We start from the raw sequence: 23,885 nt of genomic DNA on the forward strand, positions 1-23,885 counted from the left end.
CCGCTCAGCGCTGCAACGGCAGGCCGCCGAGCAGCGGGGTCTCGTTCAGCGACTTGGTGGCGCCGTTGACGGTGTGCAGCAGGGAGCCCTTCTTCTGGGTGTCGAGGGCGTCCGACTGGTGCTTGATCGGGCTCACTACGTCGATGGGGTCCTTGGTGAGCGCGTTCACGGCGCCGTTCAGGCTGGTGGGGGTCAGGTCGGCGTCGTGGGCGAACGCGGGAGCGGCGGCGCCCACGGCGACCAGGGACCCGGCGAGGACAGCGGCGGCCTTCAGGGACTTCATCGTGTTCCTTTCCGCGGCGACGGCGGTCGCCGGAGGGGATGGGTCACCGTGCCCAACGAGTCCCGGGCGGAGCGGAAACCCCGGGGCGGGAGATTGCCGAGTCGTCATATGAGATCTTCCGCCGCCCTGTGAGTTCTTTCGCCGCTCTGTGAGTTCTTCCGCCGCTCTGTGAGTTCTTTCGCCGCTCTGTGGGCGGTCGTCCGCATACCGCAGCCGTCGTGCCGCCCGGGGCGGGCGGCACGACGGCTGGGTGGCTGGGCAGCGGGGTGGCTGGGTCTGGGTGGTCTTCGGTTCGCGGCGGCCCCTGCGGGGCCTGCGGGGCCGACGGTGGGTCAGGAAGCCGGCGCCGCGGGGGGCTCGGCCGGGAGCGTGATGTCGGGGATGGTGAGGGCCGGCAGGGTCGAAGCGGAGACGGCCGCCGGAGCCGTCGCCGAGGTGCTGGGCAGCGCGGTGAGGCCGGTGTCCGGCACGGCGGAGCCGACGAGGTCGGTCAGGCCCTTCATCAGGCCGGTGACCGCCGGCAGCACCTGGCCGGTGTCACCGGAGGTGACCGCCTTCAGCAGGTTGTCGAGGGCCGTCCGCAGCGCGGTCAGCGCGTCGCTCGCCGGGTCGGCGGCCCGCTGCCGGGACGCGGGGGCCGCGCCGGGGGCGGCCGCCCGCACGGCGGGCGCGGGCAGCAGGACGCTCCTCTCCGCCGGCGCTGCCTGGGCCGCCGCGGTGGTGAAGGGGACCGCCGGCGCGGACCCGGCGCGGGGGGCGGTGGCGGTGGCGGCCGTGGCTGCCGCCACCGCCGCGTCCGCCTTGGCGAGGGCGTCCTTCGCCGCGTCACCGAGCTTGGTGGCGTCGGCGGCGGACAGCGCGCCGGTGCCCGAGGTGAGGACGGCGGTCAGCAGATCGCGGATCGGGGCGAGCCGGCTGTCGAGGTCACCGAGGTTCTTGACCTGGTCGAGCAGGGCGTCGGCGTCCGGCAGCGGGGAGCCCGGCGCCGCCGCACGGCTGTGCTCGCGGGTCGAGTCGGCCGCCATGGCGGCCGGAGCGCCGATTCCGGCCAGGAGGGCGGCGCAGAGTGCGGTGGACGCGGCACGGCGGGCGGGCAGACCACGCATGGGGGTTCCTTTCGACGGACGTCGGATCTTGGAACCCACCGTGAAAGCGCTTGTCGCCGCCCGCAACCGAGCGCTCACCCGCCGTGCGGCCGTTCGGACGAACGACGACGGCCGCCCTCCCGGGGGGAACCGGCCGGGCCGAGGGGCCCGGCGGAACCCGTGAGGCCGACGGAACTCGGGGAACCGGGCCTCGGGGAGAGCGGCCGAACGAGCGAACGCGCGCGAACGTCAGCCGTTCACACAGGTGTTGCCGAACGCCGGGTTCAGCAGACCGATGACGTCGATGGTGTTGCCGCAGACGTTGACCGGGATGTGGATCGGGACCTGGATGACATTGCCCGAGATCACACCCGGCGAGCCGGCGGCGACGCCGCCCGCGCCGGCGTCGGCGGCGGCGATGCCGGCACCACCGGCGACAGCCGCCGCGGCGGCGGAGGTGAGGACCAGGGCCTTGGCGATACGCGACATGGAGAGGTGCTCCTTGAATTGACGCAAAAACATCCGGGCGGGAATGCCCGGCCTTGTGTCAACGCCTGGGATCGCCGGGAGTTGTGCCGCCGAAAGAGTGATCTCCGGAGCGGCGCGGCTTCACCAATCCGACACACTTGTCCCATTTCACGGCATTAATCCGATTCACCACTAGAGTTGCGGATCTCTCGGCCCACCTCTTCGACGGACACCCGGAAGAGGCGACGACGCGCGTTCCCGTCCCGTCCCGAGCGCCTTCTGAGCGAGGAATCCGCGCCCATGCACCAGTCACCCACCGACCACCGGCCGCGGATCCTGCACATCACCCAGCCCGTGGACGGCGGGGTCGCGCGCGTCGTCACGGAGCTGGTGCGGGCTCAGCTCGCGGACGGCTTCCATGTCGCCGTCGCCTGCCCGGACAGCGCGCTCGGCAGAGAGCTGCGGGGGCTCGGCGCGGACGTGCGCCCCTGGCACGCGACGCGCGCGCCGGGCGCGGAACTCCCGGGGGAAGTACGCCGGCTCGTACGGCTGATCGAGAGCGTACGGCCGGAGCTGGTGCACGCGCACAGCGCCAAGGCCGGGCTGGCCGGACGGCTGGCCCTGCGCGGGCGGGTGCCCACGGTGTTCCAGCCGCACGCCTGGTCGTTCGAGGCGGTCGGCGGGGGCGCCGCGGTGCTCGCCCGCGCGTGGGAGCGGTGGGCGGGTGCCCGGTGGACCGCGCGGGTGGTGTGCGTCAGCGAGCGTGAGCGTACGACCGGCGTGCGGGCAGGGATCGCCGCGCGCTGGTGTGTCGTGCCGAACGGGGTCGATCCGGAACGGTTCAGCCCGGACGGAGCGAGGGCGGAAGCGGAAGCGGAGGCGGAGGCGGAGGCGGAGGCGGAGGTGAACGGGCTCGGAGGGCCGGGCGACCTCGGGGTGCCGGACGGGCTCGGGGCCGTGGGCGGGGCGGGGGCGCCGCTCGTCGTGTGTGTGGGGCGGTTGTGCCGGCAGAAGGGGCAGGACGTGCTGCTGCGGGCCTGGGAGGCGGTCGGTGACCGCGTGCAGGGCGCGCGCCTCGCGTTGGTCGGGGACGGGCCCGAGCGCGACCGGCTGCGGCGGCTCGCGCCGGACTCCGTGCTGTTCGCGGGGGCCGTCGCCGATCCCGCCCCCTGGTACCGGGCCGCCGATCTCGTCGTCCTGCCGTCCCGCTGGGAGGGCATGGCGCTGGCCCCGCTGGAGGCGATGGCCTGCGGGCGGCCCGTGGTGGTCACGGACGTCGACGGCGCCCGCGAGAGCCTGCCGGCCGCCCTCGCCGCGCGGTGCCTCGTCCCGCCGGGGCAGCCGGCGGCGCTGGCGGCGGCGGTCACCGCGCTGCTGCTCGACCCGGCGCTGCGGGAGTCCCTCGGCCGGGCCGGGCGCCGCCATGTGCTCGCCGCCCACGACGTCCGCCGTGCCGCCGCCGCGATCACGGCCCTCTACCGCGACCTGCTCGCCCCCCTCCCCCGCCACGCGGTGGCAGCACCCCTGCCCGCCCATGCCGACCGCCCGGCCGGGGCGGACCTGGCGACTCCGGCGAACCTGGCGACTCCGGCAGCCCCGGCGACCCCGGCAGCCCCGGCGACCCCGGCGAACCTGGCGACTCCGGCAGCCCCGGCGACCCCGGCAGCCCCGGCGACCCCGGCGACCCCGGCGGCTCCGGCAGCCCCGGCAGCCCCGGCAGCCCCGGCAGCCCCGGCAGCCCCGGCGGCTCCTACAGCTCTGGCAGCCCCCGCTGACCCGCCCACCCCCACCGAACCCCCTGTGCCCCCCATGTCCCCTGCGCCCCCCGCGCCCCCCGCATCCTCCGTGCTCCCGCCCCTCCCACCCCTCCCGTCCCCGCCCCTCCCGTCCCCGCCGCCCCCGGCGTCCACCGCCGCCGGGACGCCCCGGTCACCGGCCGACGGGGCCGAGGTGCCGGGGTCGGGGGCGGCGCCGGGGGTCTCCCCGGTGCCGGCGGGGCGGCACGACGTGCCCACCGAGCCCAGGGAGTCCAGTCACTCGTGACCGCGGAAAGCACCGTCCCCTCGCCCGGCCTGGTCCCCGGCCGGCCACCACGGGACCACGGAACAAGGGCCGTACCGGTCCTCCCGCCGCGCGGTGCGGCCACCGGTTTCCGCTTCCCGGCCCGGCGGCGGCCCCCGCTGCGGCGGACCGTGCCGGCCGCGCTGATCGCCGCGGACACCGCAGCCGCCCTGCTGGGCACCCCGGCGTTCACCGAGGCCGGGCGGCGCCCGCTGCTGGCCGCCCTGCTGGTGGCCGCCTCCCTGCTGCTGCGCCCGCAGCCGCCGAGCCCGCCGGTGCCCTCGCTCCTGGACGAACTGCCCGCCGTGTGCGGCCGGATCGCCGTCGCGTGGCTGGCGGTGGCGGCGCTGGTGGCGGCGTACGGGCCGCGGCACGCGCTGCCTCCGGGCACCCTGCTGGCCGGCTTCCTGCTGCAGAGCGCGGCGAGCTGCCTGCTGCGCGGCGCCGTCCACGGCAGGCGGCGGGCCGCGCTGCTGCGCCGGCCGCAGGCCGCCCTCGTGGTCGGCCCGGCGGCGACGGCCCAGCGGGTGGCCGCGGCCGTGCTGCGGCACCCGCGGTACGGGATGCGGCCGGTGGGGGTCGTCGCGGAGCACCCGGACGGCGGCGCGGGCGGACTGCCGGTGCTGACCACCGGTGAGGAGGTCGAGCGGGCGGTCATCCAGAACGGGGTGCGCGCGGTGCTCGCCGTGCGCCCCGCGGCGCGCGGCGCGCACGGGCCGCTGCTGCGGGCGCTGGCCGAGTCGGGCTGCGCGGTCTGGGAGATCGACGCGGACTCGCCGTCGTACGCCACGAGGCAGCGGCTGGCCGGGTTCTCCTGCCGGCGGCTGCTGCTGTCGGGCGCGCGGCGCGGCAGCGCCGGCAAGCGGGCCCTGGACGTCCTCGTCTCCGGCGCGCTCCTGCTGCTGGCCGGCCCGTCGCTGCTGGTGTGCGCGGCGGTGCTGCGGTGGGCGGACGGGCCGGGCGTGCTGTTCCGCCAGGAACGGATCGGCAAGGACGGCCGGCCCTTCACGCTGCTGAAGTTCCGCACCCACCGGCCCGCCGACGCGCACGAGGCGGCGACCCGGTGGAGCGTGGCCGACGAGCACGCGATGCGCCCGTTCTGCCGCCTGCTGCGGCGCACCTCGCTCGACGAGCTGCCCCAGCTGTGGAACGTGCTGCGCGGCGACATGAGCCTGGTCGGCCCGCGCCCCGAACGCCCTTACTTCGCCGCCCTGTTCAGCCGGACCCACCCCGGTTACGCGGCCCGCCACCGGATGCGTACCGGTATCACCGGGCTCGCCCAGGTGCACGGGCTGCGCGGGGACACCTCCATCGAGGACCGGGCCCGCTTCGACAACGCCTACATCGACAACTGGTCGCTGTGGCAGGACGTCTGCATCCTGCTGCGCACCGCCGTCGCGCTGCTGCGGCCCACGGGGAGCTGACCGCGGTGACCCACGCGCTGCCCGTACGGCCGCCCTCGCGGCCCGTGGCACCCACCCGGCGGCCAGTGAGGTCCGTACGGCCGGTGGGGGCCGTGCTGCCCGTGGTCGCCGTCCTCGGGGCGCTCGCCGTGCCGTTCGGCGCGGGCGGCGCGGGCGGTCCGGGGCCCGCCGACGCGGTCTCCGCGCTGCTGGTGCTGTACTGCGCGCTGCGGCTCGCGCGCGCACGGCGGCGCCCGCTCGCGCCGGTGGCCGCCGTGGTGCTGGGCCTGCCGGTGGCCGGGATCGCCCTGGCCGCCATGGGCGCCGGGTCGCCGGCGGCGGGGTTCGCCGGGCTCGGCCGCTATCTCCAGGTCTTCGTCCTGGTCCCGGCGGCCGTCGTGCTGCTGGTCCGGGACCGGTCCGGATTCCGGCTGGTGGCCTGGGCGTTCGTCGGGCTCGCACTGTGGCAGGGCGCGGTGGGCACGCACCAGTACGTCACCGGGACCGGCGCCTCCTACCAGGGCGCGTACGTCCGGGCCGTGGGCACCTTCGGCCCCGCGGACGTGATGGGCATGGCGTCGGTGGTGGCCCTGGGTGTGGTGTGCGCGGTCGGTCTCGCCCTCGGCGGGGAGTCCGGCGTACGGCGCCGGGTGGCGGCCGCCGGGTGTGCGTTGGTGCTGCTGCCGCCGCTCGCGCTGTCCTTCAGCCGGGGCGCCTGGATCGCGACGGCCGTGGCCTGTGCGGCGCAGCTGCTGCTGGCCGGGGTGCGGCGGGCGGTGCGGGTGGGCGCGGCCGCGGTGGCGGCCGCGGTGGTGCTCGTGGGCGGGTTCGGGGTCGGGTCGGCGCTGCTGCAGGAGCGGGTCGGCAGCATCACGCGGGTCACCGACGCGCCCGACCAGTCCGTCCTGGACCGCTACGCGCTGTGGACGGCCGCCGTCGGCATCTGGCGCGACCACCCGCTGACGGGGGTCGGGCTGAAGAACTTCCCCGAGTACCGCGACGCCTACGCGCCGCTCGCGCTGTCCGCCGCGAGCGACACCGAGGGCGCGGGCGCCGCGTTCCGCAGGCAGCCGCTGCTGTCGCCGCACAACATGTACCTGCTCGTCCTCAGCGAGCAGGGCCTGGCCGGGCTGGTCGCGCTCGCCGGGAGCTGGCTGGCGCTGCTGGTGTGCGGGCTGCGGCGGGTGCGGGCGTCCGCGTTCAGGCACCGGTGCGGTCCCGGCGGCGGGCTCGACTGCGCGCTCGTCGCCTGCGGGCTGCTGGTCTGGCAGCTCACCGACTTCGGCTACGGCGACATCGGCGGCCCCTCGACCGTGCTGACCGCCGTCAGTCTCGGGCTGGCCGCGTGCTGGGCGCTGGCCGGCGGGGGCGTACCGGAGACGGACGCACCGGAAGCGGACGCGCTGGAGGCGGGCGTACCGCAAGCGGACGCGCTGGTAGCGGGCGTACCGGAGGCGGACGTACCGCTGGACCGGACCGGCGGGCGAGCCGAAGGACGAGCAGTCGGACGAGCAGGCGGACGAGGCGAAGGAGTGCTGACGCGATGACGGTGACCCCTCCGCCGCTGCCCCGTTCCGGCAATCCCGGTGGTGAGCACGGACCCGGGGACGGCGCGGCGACGGTCCCCGCGGCACGTGCCGCCGCGCCGGGCGCCACCGCCGGCGCGGCCCCGGCCTCGCGGGCCTTCCTCGCCCGGGCCACCCTGGTCACCGTCGCGCTGTCGCTGGCCGGGTCCGTGCTCGGCCTGGTCCGGGACCAGGCGCTGGCCCGGCTGTTCGGGGCCGGGAGCGACACGGACGCGTTCCTCGTCGCGTGGACCGTGCCGGAGTTCGCGGCCACCCTGCTCATCGAGGACGGGCTGGCGTTCGCGCTGATCCCGGCGTTCAGCGCGGCGCTGGCGCGGCGCGCCCGGGGCGCGCCCGGCGATCCGGTGCGCTCCCTGGTCACCGCCACCCTGCCCCGGCTGGCGTTCGGGTTCCTCGCGGTGGCCGCGCTGGTCATCGGCGCCGCTCCGCGGCTCGTCCGGGTGCTGGCGCCGGGGCTGCCCGACCCGGGGCTGGCCGCGGACTGCACCCGGCTGACGGCGACCTGCGTGCTGAGCTTCGGGCTCGCCGGATACTGCAGTGCCGTCCTGCGGGCGCACCGCCGCTTCCTCGCGCCCGCGGCGATCTACGTCGCCTACAACGCCGGCATCGTCGCGGCGATGTTCGGGCTGGGCGGCGGCTGGGGCGTCCGCGCGGCGGCGGCCGGGGTGGCGGTGGGCGGCCTGCTGATGGTGGCGGTCCAGCTCCCGGCGCTGTGGCGGCAACTGCGGCACCGCCCACGGGTGCGGGCCGTCGGCGACACCGCCGCCGGAGCCGTGGTCGGGTCCGGAGCCGTGGTCGGGGCCCCGGCCGGGACCGGAACCGGAACCGCGACCGGAGTCTCGTCCGAAGCCGCCGCCGGCCCCGGCGGCCCGATGGACTTCGCCCTGGTCGCCTCCGTGCTGCTGTTCGCGCTGTGCCGCCAGTCGCAGGTCCTGATCGAACGGTTCCTCGCCTCCTCGCTGCCCGCCGGGGCCATCTCCCACCTGAACTACGCGCAGAAGGTGGCCCAGATCCCGATGGCGCTGTCGCTGATGCTGTGCACGGTCACCTTCCCGGTGGTGGCGCGGGCGCTGGCCGACGGGGACACCGAGCGGGCCCGCAGCCGGGTGGAACGGGACCTGGCCCTGGTCTTCTTCGTGGTCCTGCTGGGCACCGCCGCGGTGATCGCCTGTGCCCCGCAGCTCACCGAACTGCTCTTCCAGCGGGGCGCGTTCACCGCGGACGACACCGCGGCCACGGCCGCCGTCATGCGGGTGTACGCGCTCGGGCTGCTGGGCCAGGCCCTGGTGGGCGTCCTGGTCCGCTCGTACTTCTCGCACGGCCGGCCCGCCTGGTACCCGGTCGGCGCGATGGCCGCGGGCATCGTGGTGACGTCCTGGACCGGCGCCGCGGTCGTCGGCCCCTGGGGCGTGGCGGGCATCGCCGCCGCGAACGCGGCCGGCATCACCGTCACGGCCGCGCTGCTGCTGGCCGGGACGCGTGAGCGCGAGGCCCGGCCGGCCGGCGCGGGAGGGGGCCCGGCCCGTGCGGCGCGTGGGGTGCCGGTCCGGCTCCGGCGGGTGCTGGCCGAGCTGAGCCGGCCGCTGCGCGCGGCGGTGGTGGCGACGGCGGCCGGGGCGTTCGCGGCGAGCCGGCCCCAGTCCGCGCAGGCGGGCCTGGTGGCGGGCTGCGTGACCGTCGCCGCCGTCCACTTCCTGGTCGCCCACGCGCTCGGCGCCCAGGGCACCGACCCCGTACTCCGCTGCGCACGCACCGTCACACGGAGGCTCCGGCATGGCCTGTCCCGCTGAAACCTTTTCCGCCGAAACCGTCCCCGCCGGCACCGTCCCGGCCGACACCGTTCCCCGCGCCCGTCCCGGCGAGCGGGCCGGGTCCGTCCCCTGGGTGGCGATGTACCACTCGGTGGGCGACCGCGCGTACGACCCGTACCGCATCACCGTCACCCCCGACCGGCTCGCGCGGCAGCTGCGCTGGCTGCGCCGGCACGGGCTGCGCGGTGTCCCGGTGCGGGACCTGCTGGCCGCCCGCGCCCGGGGCGCGGGGCGCGGCCTGGTCGGGCTCACCTTCGACGACGGGTACGCCGACTTCGTCACCACCGCCCTGCCCCTGCTGCACCGGCACGCCTGCGGCGCCACCCTGTTCGTGCTGCCGGGCCGGCTCGGCGGCGACAACGACTGGGACCCGCGCGGCCCGCGCAAGCCGCTGCTGTCCGCCGACGCGGTGCGGCACGCCGCCGCCGAGGGCGTGGAGATCGGCTCGCACGGCCTGACCCACGTCGACCTCACCCGCGCCGACGACCGCACCCTGGCCGCGGAGGTCACCGAGAGCCGCGCCCTGCTCCAGGAGCTGACCGGCCGCCGCGTCGACGGCTTCTGCTACCCCTACGGCACGGTCGACGCCCGCACCCTGACCGCCGTCCGGGAGGCCGGGTACGGCTACGCCTGCGCCATCGACCCAGGACCGCTGACCGGCCCGCACGCGCTGCCCCGGCTGCACATCGGGCAGCACGACACGGCCTGGCGGCTGCACCTCAAGCGCCGCCTGCACCGGTTGCGCCGTCGCCCGGTGGAGGGGGTGTGAGATGAGGGTCCTGCACGTCATCACCGGTCTCGGCGTGGGCGGCGCCGAGCAGCAGCTGCGGCTGCTGCTGCGCCATCTGCCCGCCGACTGCGAGGTGGTGACGCTCACCAACCCGGGCCCGGTCGCCGCCGGGCTGGCCGCCGACGGGGTACGCGTGATCCACCTCGGCATGGGCGGCAACCGCGACCTGTCGGCACTGCCGCGCCTGGTCCGGGTGATCCGGGCGGGCCGCTACGACCTCGTCCACACCCATCTGTACCGGGCCTGCCTCTACGGCCGGATCGCCGCCCGGCTCGCCGGGGTGCGGGCGGTCGTCGCCACCGAGCACTCGCTCGGCGAGGCGCAGCTGGAGGGCCGCCCGCTGTCGGCCGGGGTGCGCGCGCTGTACCTGGCCGGGGAGCGGCTCGGCCGCACCACGGTCGCCGTCTCCGCCACGGTGGCCGGCCGGCTGCGGCGCTGGGGCGTGCCCGCGCCCCGCATCGAGATCGTCCCCAACGGCATCGACCTGGACCGCTTCCGCTTCGACGCCGCGCTGCGCGAGCGGACCCGGCACCGGCTCGGCCTGCCCGGGGACGCGTACGTGATCGGCGGCATCGGGCGGCTCGCCGCGGGCAAGCGGTTCGACGTCCTGGTCCGCGCGCTGGCCCGGCTGCCCCGCGACCACCGGCTGCTGCTGGTGGGCGGCGGCCCCGAGGAGAGCGCGCTGCGCCGCATCGCCCACGAGACGGGCGTGGCCGGCCGGGTGCTGTTCGCCGGGGAGCGCCCCTGCGGGCCCGACGGCACCCCGGGCCCGGACCTGCCCGCGCTGGCCGCCGCCATGGACGTACTCGCCTCGCCCTCCCCCGAGGAGGCGTTCGGCCTGGCGGTCGTGGAGGGCCTGGCGGCCGGGCTGCCGGTGCTCTACGCCTCCTGCCCGGCCGTGGAGGACCTGCCCGCGCACGCCGCCACCGGCGCGCGGCGCGTCCGCGGCGGCCCCGAGGCGTACGCCCGCGCGATCACCGAAGTACGCGCCGCCGGTCCGCGCCCCCGCACTCCCCCGGACGCGGCCCGCCACTACGGCATCGCCCGCAGCGCCGCCCGGCTCATGGACGTGTACGCGGCGGCCGTGACCGGCGCCCTACCGACCCCCCGGCCCGCCTCACCCCAGGGAGCGAGTTCCCCATGACCGACCACCCCGCCCGGCCCCGCATCCGGCGCCGCACCCGGGTCCTCGCCCGCCTGCGGCGGCTGCCCCGCTGGTCCCTGGTCGCGGCCGGCACCGCCGCCGGCGGCCTGCTCGGCGGCGCCTACGGCGTGCTCCAGCCGCCCGCCTACACGGCGACCAGCTATGTCGTCGCCGTCCCCGCCGAGCGGACCGAAGCGGCCGCCGCGCTCGGTTTCGCCCAGGCGTACGGGCGGGTGGCCACGCAACTCGCGGTGCTCGCGGACGCGCAGCACCAAGTGCGGGTGCCGGTGCGCACGCTCCGGCGCGATGTGCGCACCTCGACCTCGCCGGACGCGCCGATGGTCGCCGTCTCGGCCACCGCCGCCCGCCCGGCGCTGGCCGCGGACATGGCCGACGCCGTCGCCGAGGCGCTGACCCGGCACGCCGCCGACACCGAGGGCAGCACCCATGTCCGGCTCGTGCCGTTCGCGCGCGCGGTGCTGCCGACCGACCCGTCCTCCGCCGCGCCGCCGGTGACCGGCCTGATCGGCGCGAGCGCCGGCGGCCTGCTGGGCGGCCTCGCGCTGCTGGCACGGCCGCGACGCGCCGAGCCCGGCCGCACTGCGCCGACCGCGCAAGCCCCCCGAGGACCGGCCGACGCACCGGCCCCGGCGGTACCCGCCCCGGCCCCGGCCCCGGCTGCCGCCACCCACGCTCCCGCGGCCCCCGCAGCCGCCGACGCCGCCGACGCCCGGTGACCCCCGCGCACCCGGCGGCCACCGCCCCCCTGCCCGGCCCCGCCGGGTCTCCGCCCGCGCCCGCCGCCCCGGCCCTCACGGCCGAACTCGTCACCGATCCGGACGAGTTCGCCGCGCTGGCCGTGCCGTGGACGCGGCTGTTCGGGCGGTGCGGTGCGGCCACCCCGTTCCAGAGCCACGCCTGGCTGCACTCCTGGTGGCTGTCGTACGGGACACCGGGGCGGCTGCGGCTGCTGCTGGTGCGCGAGGGCGGGGAACGCGAGGGCGGCGAACTGGTCGCGGCCGCGCCCCTGATGCTGCGTCGCACGCCGGTGCCCGCGCTGGTGCCGCTGGGCGGCGCGATCTCCGACCACGCCGACGTCCTCCTGGACGACCACCGCGCCGACCGGGCCGCCGGCATGCTCGCCGGGGCGCTGTCCCGGGCCGCCCGCACCGCGCTGGTCGACTTCCGCGAGGTGCGGCCCGGCAGCGCGGTCGAGCACGTCTACGCGCGCTGGGGCGGGCCGCGCCACCGGGTGCCCGACTCGCCGTGCCTGGAGCTGCCCGCCCTGCCCATGGACGACCTGCTCGCCCGGCTGCCGTCGGCCAAGGCCCAGCGGGTGCGCGCCAAACTGCGCAGGCTGCGCTCGCTCGGTGTGCGGCGGCGCGTCGTACCGCCCGAGGAGGCCGGGGCGGCGCTGCGGCGGCTGCTGGCGCTGCACCGGTTGCAGTGGCAGGGCCGCGCGGTCACGCCGGAGCATCTGCGTCCCCGCTTCCAGGAGCACCTGGTGCGCGCGGCGGAACCCATGGTGCGCGCGGGGCAGGCGGTGGTCACCGAGTTCCGCCTCGACGGGGAGGTGGTGGCCGTGGACCTGACGCTGCTGTCGCCCCGGCTGGCGGGCGGCTACCTGTACGGCGCCCATCCGTGCCTGCGGGAGCGCAAGGCCGACGTGGCGGTGATGCTGCTGGACGCCTGCGCCGGGCACCTCTGCGGCGGCGGCCCGGACACACTGAGCCTGCTGCGCGGCGACGAGCCGTACAAGCACCACTGGCGTCCCCGTCCGGTGGTCAACGAGCGGCTGCTGCTGGCCCGCCGGCGCACCGCCCCGCTGCTGTCGGCGGCGCTGTGCGAGGACGCCGTACGCCGGCGGGCCAAGGCGCTGCTGCGCCGGGAGGGCGGGCCCGGGGCCTGACCCGGACCCGCCGCCCCCCTCACCAGCTCTCACCCTCCTCGCCGCCCGCGTCAGCGGCCGGGCGTCCACCACTCGAAGCGCACGCACAGCTTGCCGCCGAGCCAGTGCTCCACCCAGCTGCCCAGGTCCACCGGTGTGCAGCCGGACGGGAGCGGGGTGCCGGGCCCGGCGGGTGTGGGCGTGGGCGTCGGGACCGGGGTCGGCGCGGACGGCGTCGGCGTGGGCGCGGGGGCCGTGGGCGTCGGGTCGGTGCGGCCGAAGAGGACCGAGCGGTAGACGCGGGCGGCGGCGGGGTTGGCGGCGCACTGCCAGACGCCGTGCGGGCAGTAGTCGGTCAGCGTGTTGTAGAGCGGCTTGTGCTCGTCGATCCAGGCGAGCATGCGCCGCATGTACTCGGCGTTGTCGCCGTTGCGGAACAGCCCCCACTCGGGATACGAGACGGGCTTGCCGTGCGCCTTGGCGAAGTCCACGTGGGCCTGGAGTCCGTACGGCTCCTTCACCTGCTGATCGAACGTCAGCCCGGCCGGCTGGTCGTAGGAGTCCATGCCGACGATGTCCACGACGTCGTCCCCGGGATAGCACTGCGGCCAGGGGACGGCGTCCCGCCCGCGGCTCGGCGCGAAGTCGAACCGGAACCGCTGCCCGGGCACGGACCGCATCGCCGTGACGATCCTGCGCCAGTACGCCCGCCACGCCTCCGGGTCGGGTCCGCAGCGGTGGGTGTAGGTGGTGCCGTTCATCTCCCAGCCGAGCACGATCACCGTGTCCGGCACCCGCAGGCCGACCAGCCGCCGGGCGAGGGCGCGGAAGTGCCCGTCGAACTCGCCGGCGGCGCCCCGGCGCAGCAGCAGCCGGACCGCGTTGTCGGAGAGGTGGTCCTCGTTGCGTTCCTGCAAGGGGACGTTGAGGACGAGCATCCGGTCCGGCGCGGCCTGCCGCCAGCGCGCCCACACGTCGAGGAAGCCGGGGTCGCCCTCGATGTCCCGCCAGCTGCCGCCGGGCAGATAGGTGTGGCCCACGCGCAGTTCGGCGCCGCCCAGCCAGGTGCTGAGCTGCGCCATCCGGGCCACGCCCCGCCCGTCCGACTCCAGGAAGGCGCCGAAGGCGGGGAGCCCGCCGGCCGGGACCTGGGCCGGTACCTGGGCCGGAAGCGGGACGGTGACCGGCGGTACCGGGGTCGGGGCGGACACGCCCACCGGCACCGGGACCGCGGACGCCGGGACCGGGACCACAGAGGCAGGGACCGGGACCACGGAGGCAGGGGCCGGAGCTGCGGAGGCAGGGGCCGGGACCGCCGGGGCCGGGGCCGGGGTGACGGTCTGCGGGGTGGCCGGCGGCGGGGTGTCCCGTGCCCACGCGGAGGCACCCGACGCCAGGCAGGCCGCCGTGGCGACGGCCGCCGCGGCGGCGGGCAGCCGCCGGAACCGGCTGTGCGGTGGAGCCATGCTGCGCCTCTTCTCCCTGGGTACCTGACGGTCAGTCATATGAAGTCAGGCACAGGAGCGGGGAGCGTGCCACCCCGGTTGCGGCGTACGGGTGCCCCGCTCGCCCGGTCGGCGGTACGACGCGACGAGCCGCCGCGACCGGCCCCGGTGCGGGGTGCGGTCGCGGCGGCTCGTTCCGGTGCGCGGCGGGTGCCCCGGGCCCCCGAGCCCGGGGGCGCCGGCCGCGCGCGGACGCTAGCGGTGGGAGCCGGCGGCCCGGCCGCGGCGGTAGAGGACCGTGCCGCCGGCGATCAGGGCCGCGCTGGCGGCCGAGGCCGCCCACAGCGCCGCGGTGTCGCCGCTGCCGGTCTGGGCCATCTGCGGCGGGGTCTGCTCGACCGGCGGCGGGGTGTGCTCGACCGGCGGGGGCGTGTGGTGGCGCGGGGGCGGCGGAGTCTGGGACGGCGGCGGGGTGGGCGTGGCCGGCGGGGTCGAGCAGTCGCCGGAGGGCGTGTGCCCGTACGCGCCCTGGTCGCCGCAGTCGTCGCCGTACGACGGCGGTGGCGTGGGCCTCGGCGTCGCGTGGCCGTTGGAGCACTTGTTGCCGAACGCCGGGTTGAGCGCGGCGGCACCGTCGACGGTGTTGCCGCAGGCGTTCACCGGTACCTCGACCGGCACCTGGACGGTGTTGCCGGACAGGACGCCGGCCGAGCCGTGGGCCGCGCCCTGGGCCGACGAGTCGGCGAAGGCGGGGCTGCCGTACAGGGACAGCACGCTCGTCGCGGCGGCCGCCACGAACACTCCCCTGCTCAGGGTCTGTCGCAATCTAGTGGTCTTCCTGCTCGAAGCCGCCGAAGCCGCTTGGGGAACATGGAGATGTGGCAGGGCCGGCCCTGGGGCGCGGGTCCCGCGTCCAAGGCCGGCCCTGACGCAGCCGATACGGCTGGTGTGTGCGCTCAGCCGTTGACGCAGGTGTTGCCGAACGCCGGGTTCAGCAGGCCGATGATGTCGATGGTGTTGCCGCACAGGTTGATCGGGACGTGCACGGGCACCTGGATGGTGTTGCCGGAGATCACACCCGGAGAGCCGACGGCGGCACCTTCGGCCCCGGCGTCGGCGAAGGCGGGGGCCGCCAGGCCCAGCGCCAGGAAGGCGCCCGTCGCGACAGCAACGCTCTTCTTCATGAAAGTTCCCTTCTCGGGGGGCAGGCCCCCCACGGCGGCGAGAAACCGAGTGAGCACGGCCTCACGGTCGCGACACTGAACGAGAAATAGACGTAATGGAAAACGGTGGAACGTAACTCGCCCGACAATTCACTCGATTGCCCCGCGCACCATTCGTCTCACCCGTGGCTGCTCGGGCGAAAAGATTTCTGTGGAAAAGCCCGGGCGTCCGAAGCCGCAGCCGCGGACGCCCGGGCAGGCCGGATCGGCCTCAGCCCTCGGTGTTGGCCGAGAGGACCGACAGGTCGTCCAGCGCGTGACCCAGGGCACCGTCCCGCTTGGACTGGGTGGAGTTGTCCGAGCACTCCTGGTTGAGGTGGTCGGACAGGATCGGCACGTCCTGGACGTTGACGATCTGCAGCACGCCCACGTTGGTCTCGTCCAGGCCCACGCACGGCTTGTTGAGCGTGCCCTCGATCAGCGAGAGCTGCGGGCTCATGTCGCCCTTCGTCGCGGAGTCACCGAACGACGTCGACGAGCCGTTGCCATTCGCGATGGACGGCCCGTTGTCGTTCCCGATGGCAAGCGCCGCGGGCGCTGCCGCCATCGACATACCGACGACAGATGCGGCGGCCGCAGCGGCGACCATTGCCTTCTTGAGCACTGCGCGTTCCTTTCCTCGTAGCGACGCAGGTCCTACGGGGTCATCAACACGGCGGGCGATGTTTGGTTGCGGGGGTTCACCCGGTTGGCCCGCACGGTACGACGAAACGCGTGAAAATCACGGAGTACAAAAAACACATGACCATTTCGCCGGTGTCCGCCGTGGGAGTGAACAGGAGAAACCAGGATGCGGTCGGGCAGTTGACCAAGGCGCTCCGTGACGGGGCTTCCTCAGAAAGGACCGGCCAGTGATCAAGAAGTTTGTCGCCACCGCGGCCATCGCCGCCTCCGCGATGGGCGCCACCGCCGCGGCGGCACCGCAGGCCCTGGCGATCGGCAACGACAACGGCCCGACGGCCGCCAACGGCAACGGCTCGTGGGAGAGCTACGGCAACGCCACCACCTACGGGACCATGAGCCCGCAGATGGCGCTCATCCAGGGATCGTTCAACCGGCCGTGCATCGCCGTGGACGAGCTGCCGGTCGGTGTGCTCCAGGTCGTCAACGTGCAGGACATCCCGATCCTGTCGGACCACCAGAACCAGCAGTGCACCTGGAACTCCACGCAGGCCAAGCGGGACGGAGCGCTCGCCCACCTGCTGCAGGACGTGTCGCTCCTGTCCGCGAACACCGAGCGCTGAGCACCGGCACGCTCCGGGCGCGAGAGCGGGCCGCCGGGTCTTCCCCGGCGGCCCGCTCTTCCGTTGCCCCCGGCCCCCTACGAGACGATGTCCTTGCGGGCGAACCCGCGGAAGGCCAGGGCGAACAGCACCAGGGCGTAGGCGGCGGAGACGGCCGTGCCCTGGATCATCCCCGACCACTCCGGATGCGGCTGCACCGCGTCGGCCCAGGCGTACTGCCAGTGCGCGGGCAGGAAGGCGCGCCAGTGCCCGAGGGCGGTGACGGCGTCCAGGACGTTGCCCACGATGGTCAGGCCGACCGCGCCGCCCACCGCGCCCAGCGGCGCGTCGGTCCGGGTGGACAGCCAGAACGCCAGGGCGGCGGTGACCAGTTGGGAGACGAAGACGTACGCCACGACCACCGCGAGGCGCTGGGCGGCGGTGCCCGGGTCGAGCGCGCCGCCGGTGGGGATCTTCAGCGGGCCCCAGCCGTAGGCGGCGGTGCCGGCGGCGAGCGCGACGACGGGCAGCAGCACCATGGCGGCCAGGCTCAGCCCGAGGCCCACGGCCAGCTTGGACCACAGCAGCCGGGCCCGGGGCACGGGCGCGGCCAGCAGGTAGCGCAGCGAGGACCAGCTCGCCTCGGAGGCGACGGTGTCCCCGCAGAACAGCGCCACCGGGACGACCAGCAGGAAGCCCGCCGAGACGAACAGGTTCACCGCGGCGAAGTTGGCGCCGGAGGCGGTGGCCGTGTCCATCAGGGTGACCTGGCCGTTGCGGCTGCCCGGGTCGCCGCCGATGGCGAAGGCGACGAGCAGCACGAACGGCAGCGCGGCCAGGACGCCGCCCATGATCAGGGTGCGGCGCCGCTTGAGCTGCCGGGCCAGCTCCACCCGCAGCGGCAGGGTGCGGGCGGCGCGGTAGCCGGGGGCGGCCTCGGTGAGCGCGCTCATGCGCTGCCTCCGATCAGGGTGAGGAAGGCGTCCTCCAGGCGGCGGTGCGGGCCCAGCGAGAGCACGGGCACCTGGAGCCGTACCAGCTCCACCACCAGTTGTTCGGCGGTGGCGCCGGGCTCCAGCCGGACCAGCAGGCCGTCCGCCTCGGACACCGCGGAGGCCACGCCGGGCAGGGCCGCGACCTTCTCCGCGACCGGGGCGGCCACCGGTGCGGAGGTGCCCACCAGCAGGGTGTCCCCGGAGCCGGTGATCTCCGCGACCGGCCCGGCCTGCACCAGCCGCCCGCGGTCCATGACGACCAGATGCGTGCAGGACTGCTCGACCTCGGCCAGCAGGTGGCTGGAGACGATGACGGTGCGCCCGCCGGCCGCGTAGCGGATCATCACCTCGCGCATCGCGCGGATCTGCGGCGGGTCGAGGCCGTTGGTGGGCTCGTCGAGGATCAGCAGGTCGGGCAGGCCGAGCATGGCCTGGGCGAGGGCCAGGCGCTGCCGCATGCCCTGGGAGTAGGTGCGTACCGCGCGCTCCAGCGCGTCGCCGAGCCCGGCGATGCGCAGGGCCTCCGTCACCTGGGCGTCCTCGGCCGGGCGGCCGGTCGCCCGCCAGTACAGGTCCAGGTTCTCCCGGCCGGACAGGTGCGGCAGAAAGCCGGCGCCCTCGACGAAGGCGCCGACCCGGGACAGTACGGGCGCGCCGGGCCGGATCGCGTGGCCGAAGACGCGGATCTCGCCGTCGTCCGGCCGGATCAGCCCCATCAGCATGCGCAGGGTGGTGGTCTTGCCGGCGCCGTTGGGTCCGAGCAGGCCGAGCACCTGGCCCTGTTCGACGCGGAAGGCCAGGTCGCGGACGGCATACCGGTCGGCGGAGCTGGCGTAGCGCTTGCTCAGGCCGGTGATCTGGAGCGGGACGGTGGCCAGGGCCGGGTCGGGGGCGGGGGCGGCGGTGCGGCGGCGGGCGGTCAGCAGCAGGGCGAGCGCGATCAGCGCGCCCGCGGCGGGCAGCCACCACACCCAGGCGGGCAGCGGGGCCGCCGCCGTGGTCACACCGGGCGCGGTGGGCACCTCCAGGTCGCCCTTGAGGGCGGCCGTGTACGTCGCCGGGGCGGCCGGGGAGGCGTAGGCGAGGTCGGTGGCGGCCAGCACCAGGCGCAGCCGGTGGCCCTTCTGCACGGCGTGGTCGATCGCCGGGAGGGTCAGCGTGACGTCCTTGCCGGCCCGGGCGCCCTCGACGCGCACCGGGTCGACCAGCTGGGCGGGCAGCACCGGCCGGGCGTCGCCCGGTCCGACGTCGTACACCTTGGCGAACAGCACCGCGTCGTCGCTGCTGGAGGTCACGTGGACGGTCGCCGTGGGCGATCCGGTGATCCGCAGTTCGCGGTCCAGGGGCGCGGACTCGAAGCTCGCGTACTGGCCGGGGAAGTCCAGGGAGACGCCGAGGCCGAGCGCGGAGAGCCGGCCCAGGCCGCTGCCTGCGGCGCCGAGGCCGGGCAGGGCGGAGACGGCGGGCGGAGTGGCGCCCGCGGGGTTCTGGAAGTGCTGTTCGCGGCCGGTCAGGGCGAGGGGGTGCCGGCCGCTCTCCAGCCCGGGGTACGCGCCGCCGCTCGCGCCGCGCAGCAGGGCCGTGCCGTCGGTGGAGTCGACGCCGCCGGTGCGGGTGACGCGGAAGGCCGGGCCGGTGGCGGCGTCCCGGTCGCCCTTGAGGTACCGGTCGAACCAGTTCTCCACCCGGGCCTGGACGCGGCCGTTCTCCAGGTCGCCGCCGTCGTGGCCGCCCGCGATCCAGTCCACGTCGACCGGTGCGCCGTTGGCCTTGATCGCCTGCTGGGCCGCGTCGGCCTGGCCGAGCGGGAAGAGCGAGTCGGTCTGGCCCTGGAGCAGCAGGGTCGGCACCTTGATCCGGGCGGCGACGGCGGACGGCGAGCGGGCCTCCAGGAGCCGGCGCGCCTGGTCGTCCGGCTTCCCGGACTCGGCGACCCGCTGGTACATCCGGCACAGCTCGGGCTCGAACTTCACGCAGCCGCCGCCGGTGCCGAAGAAGACGCCCGCCCACAGCTTCTTGAAGACGCCGTTCGGGAAGAGGGCGTCGGCGAGGTTCCAGTAGGTGAGCCCGGGGGCGATGGCGTCCACCCGGTGGTCGTACCCGGCGGCGAGCAGGGAGACGGCGCCGCCGTAGGAGGCGCCGGTCACGCCCACCCGCGGGTCGCCGGGGCCGTCCAGCTCGACCTGGGGCTGCCGCGCCAGCCAGTCGATCAGCCGGGAGACGTCGGCGACCTCGTGGGCGGGGTCGTTCAGGCCGACCTTCCCCGTGGACCGGCCGAAGCCGCGCGCCGACCACGTCAGCACCGCGTATCCGTGCCGGGCGAGGTCCTCGGCCTGCTGCCGTACGTCGTCCTTGCTGCCGCCGAAGCCGTGCGCGAGCAGGACGGCGGGGTGGCGGCCGGAGCCGGCCGGGGTGAAGTACGAGGTGTCGATGCGCGCCCCGTCGCCCGTGCTCATGACCCGGTCGGCGCGGTGCGCCGGGGGCGGGCCGCCGGCGGCGACGGCCGTCCAGGTGCCGGCTCCGGCGAGCACGGCGACGGCGGCCCCGGCGGCCAGCAGCCGCCGGGGCCGCCGCGGCAGCTCCCGGAATCCGGGCGGTCGAAGATCCATGCGTCCACGGTACGGGCCGCCGGCCGCGGCGGGAGCAGCCCGGGGAGCGAGCCCCGGGCCCTCCCCGGGGAGTACGGCGTCCCGGGGCCGTACCGCGGCCGTGGTAGGCGCGCCCGGCTCAGGCCTTGCGCGGGGCCGGGATGTCCTGGGTGGCGGGCTGCGCGTCCTCGGGGAGGGTGACCAGCCAGCGGGTGTCGCGGCGCGGGCGGAGGTAGAAGGCCCAGTAGAGGGTGGCGACGGCGACGATGCCGCCGGTCCACAGCAGGTAGCCGACCTCCTGCTGGGTGAGGATGTAGGCGAGGACCACGATCAGCAGTACGGGCACGGCCGGCCACAGCGGCATGCGCCAGGCGGCGGTGTGCCGGTGGGAGCCGCGGCGGGCCAGCAGGGCGGCGACCGCGACGAGCAGGTACATGCCGGTCACGGCGACGCCGGTGACGCCGTAGAGCGTGTCCAGGTTGACGAAGCACAGCACCGCGCCGGGCACGCCGACCGCGAGGGTGGCGACCCAGGGGGAGCCGAAGCGGCCCAGCTTGGCGAAGACGTCATTGACGGGGCCGGGCCACGCCTTGTCGCGGGCGGAGGCGAACAGCACCCGGGAGTTCTGGATGACCATGACGATGCCGGCGTTGATGATGGCCAGGGCCACGCAGAGGCTGACGAAGGTGCCGACCGCCGAGTTGGACCAGGCGGTGACCATCGCGCTCAGGTTTCCGGTGGTCAGTTCCTTGACGTCGGAGGCGCCCATGGTGATGGCGACGACCGGCACCAGGATGACCACGGAGGAGATGGCGAGGGTGGCGAGCACCGTGCGGGCGACGTTGCGGCGCGGGTTCTCCAGCTCCTCGGAGAGGTAGACGGCGGTGGAGAAGCCCTGGGTGGCGAAGAGGGCGATGGCGAGCCCGGAGATGACCAGCATGGCCGTCACCGGGTCGGTGTGCCCGCCCGAGCCGGCCACCTGCAGGGAGACCAGGCTGCCGACGCCGCGGTGGCTGTGGGTGAAGCCCAGCAGGGCCACCACGCCGGCCGCGATGACCTCCAGGACCAGGAAGATGCCGGTGATCCAGGCGTTGGCCCGCAGGTCGAGCAGGCCGGCCAGGGTGGCGAGCAGCATCACGCCGGCGCCGGTCATGGCCGGGTCGAGGTGCACGATCGGCGCGAGGTAGTCGGCCGTGCCCATGGCGATCACCGGCGGCACGATCATGACGACCAGCAGGGAGAGCACGAAGACCAGCCAGCCCGCCAGCCGTCCGGCCATCGTGGAGACCATGGCGTACTCGCCGCCCGCGCTGGGGATGAGGGTGCCCAGCTCGGAGTAGCAGAACGCCACGGCGATACAGAGCAGGGAGCCGATGGCGATGGTCAGCGCGGTGGCGGTGCCGAGCGTGCCGAACAGGTCGGGCACGACCACGAAGAGCGTGGAGGCGGGGGTCACGCACGAGAGGGTGAGGAGAGTGCCGCCGACGACCCCGATGGAGCGCTTGAGCTGCCTGGGGTTGTCCGTCGTCCCTGCGGGGCTGCCCGCCGCCTGGGCGACGGCGTTCTCGACAGGGCGGAGCGTGTCGGTCATACGGCGGTTCCGATCGACTCGTGCAACAGGTGAGGGGGCTCGGGAGCGCTATCGCCTCCGGCGGCTTCGCTCGTACGGTCTCGGTCTCTCTTCCGCTCCCGGCGCGAGCATCGAACCCCGACGAAAACCGTCACGTCAATGGCTGTTCACCTTCGGAATCCGCACTTGGGACCGCCCGTGTCACGGCTAGATTTCGCAGGCCACAATGGCATAACGAGGCATTCATCAAGCTTCAACAAAGTGTGACCTTGGTTTCCAAGGCGATGGAGTCGATAAGCCTCCGTCACCCGTTTCATCCCTCGTGCACGCAAATCGCAGGGCGCCGCGCAAAAAAAGTCGCGGCCGTCCGGTATCCGGACGGCCGCGAGGGAGCGTGGTGTGACGCTCAGTGGTTGCGCGGGAACCCGAGGTCGACACCGGCGGGGGCCTCGGAGGGGTCGGGCCAGCGGGTGGTGACGACCTTGCCGCGGGTGTAGAAGTGCGTGCCGTCGTTGCCGTAGATGTGGTGGTCGCCGAAGAGCGAGTCCTTCCAGCCGCCGAAGGAGTGGTAGCCCACCGGCACCGGGATCGGCACGTTCACGCCGACCATGCCGGCCTCGATCTCCAGCTGGAAGCGGCGGGCCGCGCCGCCGTCGCGGGTGAAGATCGCGGTGCCGTTGCCGAACGGGGAGGCGTTGATCAGCGACACGCCGTCCTCGTAGGTGTCCACGCGCAGCACGCACAGCACGGGGCCGAAGATCTCGTCCTGGTACGCCCTGGCCGTGGTCGGCACCCGGTCCAGCAGCGACAGCCCGATCCAGTGGCCGTCCTCGCGGCCCTCCACGGTGTGGCCGGTGCCGTCCAGGACGACCTCGCAGCCCTCGTCGGCGGCGCCCGTCACATAGGAGGCGACCTTGTCGCGGTGGGCGGCGGTGATCAGCGGGCCCATCTCGGAGGACGGGTCGTCGCCCGGGCCGATCTTGATCTTCTCGGCGCGCTCGCGGATCTTGTCCACCAGCTCGTCGGCGATCGAGCCGACCGCGACCACGGCGGAGATGGCCATGCAGCGCTCGCCGGCCGAGCCGTAGGCGGCCGAGACCGCCGCGTCCGCCGCCGCGTCCAGGTCGGCGTCCGGCAGCACCAGCATGTGGTTCTTGGCGCCGCCCAGCGCCTGGACGCGCTTGCCGTTCGCGGCGGCCGTGGTGTGGATGTACCGGGCGATCGGGGTGGAGCCGACGAAGGAGACGGCCTTGACGTCCGGGTGCTCCAGGAGGCGGTCGACGGCCGTCTTGTCACCGTGCACGACGTTGAAGACACCGTCGGGCAGCCCGGCCTCCGACAGCAGCTCGGCGATCCGCATCGAGGCGGACGGGTCCTTCTCGCTCGGCTTGAGCACGAAGGTGTTGCCGCAGGCGATGGCGATCGGGAACATCCACATCGGGACCATCGCCGGGAAGTTGAACGGCGTGATGCCCGCGACCACGCCCAGCGGCTGCCGGATCGAGGCCACGTCCACCCGGGTGGCGACCTGCGTGGACAGCTCGCCCTTGAGCTGGACGTTGATGCCGCACGCCAGGTCGACGATCTCCAGGCCGCGCGCGACCTCGCCGAGCGCGTCGGAGTGCACCTTGCCGTGCTCGGCGGTGATCAGCGCGGCGATCTCGTCGCGGTGGGCGTCCAGCAGCGCGCGGAAGCGGAACAGGATCTCGGTGCGGCGGGCCAGCGAGGACTGCCCCCAGGCCAGGTAGGCGTCCTGGGCGGCGGCGACCGCCGCGTCCACCTCGGCCACCGAGGCGAACGCCACCTTCGTGGTGACCGCGCCGGTCGCCGGGTCCGTGACCGGCCCGTACGTCCCCGAGGCGCCTTCGGCGGTCTTGCCGCCGATCCAGTGGTCGACGATCTTCGTCATGCCGGGTTACTCCTTCGCGGGGGGCGGCGTCGGGTCGAGACGTGCCGTTCGGGGTGCTCGCCGCGGTACCGGGACCGCCGGCGATCGGGTCGCGGTCGCGGCCACTGCTCCATCTTCACCGGGCGCGTGCCCCCGGCGCGCCCGACACTGTGTCTGCGGTTGCGGGCGTCGCGTAGACACATGTGGGAGTGTCCGCCGCCGGGCCGGGGCCGGGGACGGACGCCGGTGGCGGGCCGGGCGGTGGGCGAAGCCGCGGGAGGGGCGGCGGGCCGGACGGCGGGCGGGGACCTCCGGCGCGGGGCCGTAGCGGGCGGGGAGTCGACGCTCGCACTTCGCTCCTGCCAGGGCGAAGCGGCCTCCCGCGCCGGAGGCGATCGGTGACCGGGCGGCGCGCTGTGCCCGGGTGCCGGGAC

19 protein-coding genes and 3 pseudogenes are annotated in these 23,885 nt (G+C 75.5%); 9 read left to right on the forward strand and 13 right to left on the reverse strand.

The genetic code is table 11. The features are described from left to right. Positions 1-4 precede the first annotated feature (4 nt). From ABZ858_RS18555 to ABZ858_RS18565, 3 genes are all read right to left on the reverse strand, one after another. Positions 5-283, reverse strand: a complete 279-nt coding sequence (locus ABZ858_RS18555; protein WP_361379064.1) for a hypothetical protein — start codon at positions 281-283, stop codon at positions 5-7. Between the two features lie 332 nt (positions 284-615). Then, on the reverse strand, positions 616-1,389 hold the full coding sequence (locus tag ABZ858_RS18560; RefSeq protein WP_361379067.1) for a hypothetical protein: 774 nt from the start codon (positions 1,387-1,389) through the stop codon (positions 616-618). Between the two features lie 228 nt (positions 1,390-1,617). Further along, positions 1,618-1,857 carry a chaplin gene (locus ABZ858_RS18565; protein WP_361379070.1) on the reverse strand — a complete coding sequence of 80 codons (240 nt, stop codon included), beginning with the start codon at positions 1,855-1,857 and terminating at the stop codon, positions 1,618-1,620. Between the two features lie 279 nt (positions 1,858-2,136). Between ABZ858_RS18565 and ABZ858_RS18570 the strand changes: the two are divergent. From ABZ858_RS18570 to ABZ858_RS18605, 8 genes and pseudogenes are all read left to right on the forward strand, one after another. Beyond that, positions 2,137-3,327, forward strand: a pseudogene (locus ABZ858_RS18570) (glycosyltransferase); the annotation flags it as partial. A gap of 548 nt (positions 3,328-3,875) precedes the next feature. Next, positions 3,876-5,321 carry an exopolysaccharide biosynthesis polyprenyl glycosylphosphotransferase gene (locus tag ABZ858_RS18575; RefSeq protein WP_361379073.1) on the forward strand — a complete coding sequence of 482 codons (1,446 nt, stop codon included), beginning with the start codon at positions 3,876-3,878 and terminating at the stop codon, positions 5,319-5,321. Positions 5,322-5,386: 65 nt separating this feature from the next. Continuing rightward, a complete protein-coding gene (locus ABZ858_RS18580) occupies positions 5,387-6,847 on the forward strand; it encodes an O-antigen ligase family protein (protein ID WP_361379076.1) in 1,461 nt (486 codons plus the stop codon). Continuing rightward, a complete protein-coding gene (locus tag ABZ858_RS18585; protein WP_361379079.1) occupies positions 6,844-8,676 on the forward strand; it encodes a lipid II flippase MurJ in 1,833 nt (610 codons plus the stop codon). Before ABZ858_RS18580 ends, ABZ858_RS18585 begins: the two co-directional genes overlap by 4 nt. Beyond that, positions 8,660-9,466 carry a polysaccharide deacetylase family protein gene (locus tag ABZ858_RS18590; protein WP_361379082.1) on the forward strand — a complete coding sequence of 269 codons (807 nt, stop codon included), beginning with the start codon at positions 8,660-8,662 and terminating at the stop codon, positions 9,464-9,466. Before ABZ858_RS18585 ends, ABZ858_RS18590 begins: the two co-directional genes overlap by 17 nt. A 1-nt stretch (position 9,467) precedes the next feature. Then, positions 9,468-10,631, forward strand: coding sequence for a glycosyltransferase (locus ABZ858_RS18595; RefSeq protein ID WP_361379085.1), 1,164 nt, complete (start codon positions 9,468-9,470; stop codon positions 10,629-10,631). After that, positions 10,628-11,368: a lipopolysaccharide biosynthesis protein gene (locus tag ABZ858_RS18600; RefSeq protein ID WP_361379088.1), complete on the forward strand. Its 741-nt coding sequence runs from the start codon at positions 10,628-10,630 to the stop codon at positions 11,366-11,368. Before ABZ858_RS18595 ends, ABZ858_RS18600 begins: the two co-directional genes overlap by 4 nt. A 29-nt stretch (positions 11,369-11,397) precedes the next feature. Then, positions 11,398-12,540, forward strand: a complete 1,143-nt coding sequence (locus ABZ858_RS18605) for a GNAT family N-acetyltransferase (RefSeq protein ID WP_361379538.1) — start codon at positions 11,398-11,400, stop codon at positions 12,538-12,540. Between the two features lie 50 nt (positions 12,541-12,590). On the opposite strand, the gene ABZ858_RS18610 is transcribed toward ABZ858_RS18605, so the two are convergent. The 4 genes from ABZ858_RS18610 to ABZ858_RS18625 form a co-directional block, all read right to left on the reverse strand. Then, entirely contained in the window at positions 12,591-13,985 is a 1,395-nt protein-coding gene (locus tag ABZ858_RS18610; RefSeq protein ID WP_361379091.1) for a glycosyl hydrolase, read from the reverse strand. Positions 13,986-14,219: 234 nt separating this feature from the next. After that, the gene (locus tag ABZ858_RS18615; RefSeq protein WP_361379094.1) at positions 14,220-14,789 is read right to left on the reverse strand and encodes a chaplin; all 570 of its coding nucleotides are present in this window, start codon (positions 14,787-14,789) and stop codon (positions 14,220-14,222) included. A 131-nt stretch (positions 14,790-14,920) separates the two neighbouring features. Further along, positions 14,921-15,148 carry a chaplin gene (locus ABZ858_RS18620; protein WP_361379097.1) on the reverse strand — a complete coding sequence of 76 codons (228 nt, stop codon included), beginning with the start codon at positions 15,146-15,148 and terminating at the stop codon, positions 14,921-14,923. A 250-nt stretch (positions 15,149-15,398) separates the two neighbouring features. Then, a complete protein-coding gene (locus ABZ858_RS18625; RefSeq protein WP_361379100.1) occupies positions 15,399-15,791 on the reverse strand; it encodes a rodlin in 393 nt (130 codons plus the stop codon). Positions 15,792-16,038: 247 nt separating this feature from the next. Here ABZ858_RS18625 and ABZ858_RS18630 point away from each other — a divergent pair, with 247 nt between their 5' ends. Next, entirely contained in the window at positions 16,039-16,431 is a 393-nt protein-coding gene (locus tag ABZ858_RS18630; RefSeq protein WP_361379103.1) for a rodlin, read from the forward strand. 77 nt (positions 16,432-16,508) lie between these two features. Here ABZ858_RS18630 and ABZ858_RS18635 read toward each other — a convergent pair whose 3' ends face one another. From ABZ858_RS18635 to ABZ858_RS18660, 6 genes and pseudogenes are all read right to left on the reverse strand, one after another. Further along, the gene (locus tag ABZ858_RS18635) at positions 16,509-17,363 is read right to left on the reverse strand and encodes an ABC transporter permease (RefSeq protein WP_361379106.1); all 855 of its coding nucleotides are present in this window, start codon (positions 17,361-17,363) and stop codon (positions 16,509-16,511) included. Beyond that, positions 17,360-20,014, reverse strand: coding sequence for a CocE/NonD family hydrolase (locus tag ABZ858_RS18640; protein WP_361379109.1), 2,655 nt, complete (start codon positions 20,012-20,014; stop codon positions 17,360-17,362). Before ABZ858_RS18640 ends, ABZ858_RS18635 begins: the two co-directional genes overlap by 4 nt. Positions 20,015-20,132: 118 nt before the next feature. Beyond that, positions 20,133-21,584 carry an APC family permease gene (locus ABZ858_RS18645; protein WP_361379112.1) on the reverse strand — a complete coding sequence of 484 codons (1,452 nt, stop codon included), beginning with the start codon at positions 21,582-21,584 and terminating at the stop codon, positions 20,133-20,135. 385 nt (positions 21,585-21,969) lie between these two features. Next, positions 21,970-23,472: a CoA-acylating methylmalonate-semialdehyde dehydrogenase gene (mmsA, locus tag ABZ858_RS18650; protein WP_361379115.1), complete on the reverse strand. Its 1,503-nt coding sequence runs from the start codon at positions 23,470-23,472 to the stop codon at positions 21,970-21,972. Further along, positions 23,469-23,671 (reverse strand): annotated as a pseudogene (locus tag ABZ858_RS18655) (hypothetical protein); the annotation flags it as partial. The gene mmsA and the pseudogene ABZ858_RS18655, both read right to left, overlap by 4 nt. Positions 23,672-23,757: 86 nt before the next feature. Continuing rightward, positions 23,758-23,865 (reverse strand): annotated as a pseudogene (locus ABZ858_RS18660) (5-deoxy-glucuronate isomerase); the annotation flags it as partial. Between the last annotated feature and the right edge of the window lie 20 nt (positions 23,866-23,885).

Origin of the sequence: Streptomyces sp. NPDC047017 (genome assembly GCF_040644175.1) — a bacterium.
Classification (GTDB): domain Bacteria; phylum Actinomycetota; class Actinomycetes; order Streptomycetales; family Streptomycetaceae; genus Streptomyces.

What these genes read in the sequence shown, in the direction of transcription:
- ABZ858_RS18560 (WP_361379067.1), bottom strand. Translation starts at nt 1,389, where the DNA reads ATGCGTGGTCTGCCCGCCCGCCGTGCCGCGTCCACCGCACTCTGCGCC.
- ABZ858_RS18555 (WP_361379064.1), bottom strand. Translation starts at nt 283, where the DNA reads ATGAAGTCCCTGAAGGCCGCCGCTGTCCTCGCCGGGTCCCTGGTCGCC.
- ABZ858_RS18585 (WP_361379079.1), top strand. Translation starts at nt 6,844, where the DNA reads ATGACGGTGACCCCTCCGCCGCTGCCCCGTTCCGGCAATCCCGGTGGT.
- ABZ858_RS18590 (WP_361379082.1), top strand. Translation starts at nt 8,660, where the DNA reads ATGGCCTGTCCCGCTGAAACCTTTTCCGCCGAAACCGTCCCCGCCGGC.
- ABZ858_RS18565 (WP_361379070.1), bottom strand. Translation starts at nt 1,857, where the DNA reads ATGTCGCGTATCGCCAAGGCCCTGGTCCTCACCTCCGCCGCCGCGGCG.
- ABZ858_RS18620 (WP_361379097.1), bottom strand. Translation starts at nt 15,148, where the DNA reads ATGAAGAAGAGCGTTGCTGTCGCGACGGGCGCCTTCCTGGCGCTGGGC.
- ABZ858_RS18595 (WP_361379085.1), top strand. Translation starts at nt 9,468, where the DNA reads ATGAGGGTCCTGCACGTCATCACCGGTCTCGGCGTGGGCGGCGCCGAG.
- ABZ858_RS18645 (WP_361379112.1), bottom strand. Translation starts at nt 21,584, where the DNA reads ATGACCGACACGCTCCGCCCTGTCGAGAACGCCGTCGCCCAGGCGGCG.
- ABZ858_RS18600 (WP_361379088.1), top strand. Translation starts at nt 10,628, where the DNA reads ATGACCGACCACCCCGCCCGGCCCCGCATCCGGCGCCGCACCCGGGTC.
- ABZ858_RS18640 (WP_361379109.1), bottom strand. Translation starts at nt 20,014, where the DNA reads ATGGATCTTCGACCGCCCGGATTCCGGGAGCTGCCGCGGCGGCCCCGG.
- ABZ858_RS18610 (WP_361379091.1), bottom strand. Translation starts at nt 13,985, where the DNA reads ATGGCTCCACCGCACAGCCGGTTCCGGCGGCTGCCCGCCGCCGCGGCG.
- ABZ858_RS18635 (WP_361379106.1), bottom strand. Translation starts at nt 17,363, where the DNA reads ATGAGCGCGCTCACCGAGGCCGCCCCCGGCTACCGCGCCGCCCGCACC.
- mmsA (WP_361379115.1), bottom strand. Translation starts at nt 23,472, where the DNA reads ATGACGAAGATCGTCGACCACTGGATCGGCGGCAAGACCGCCGAAGGC.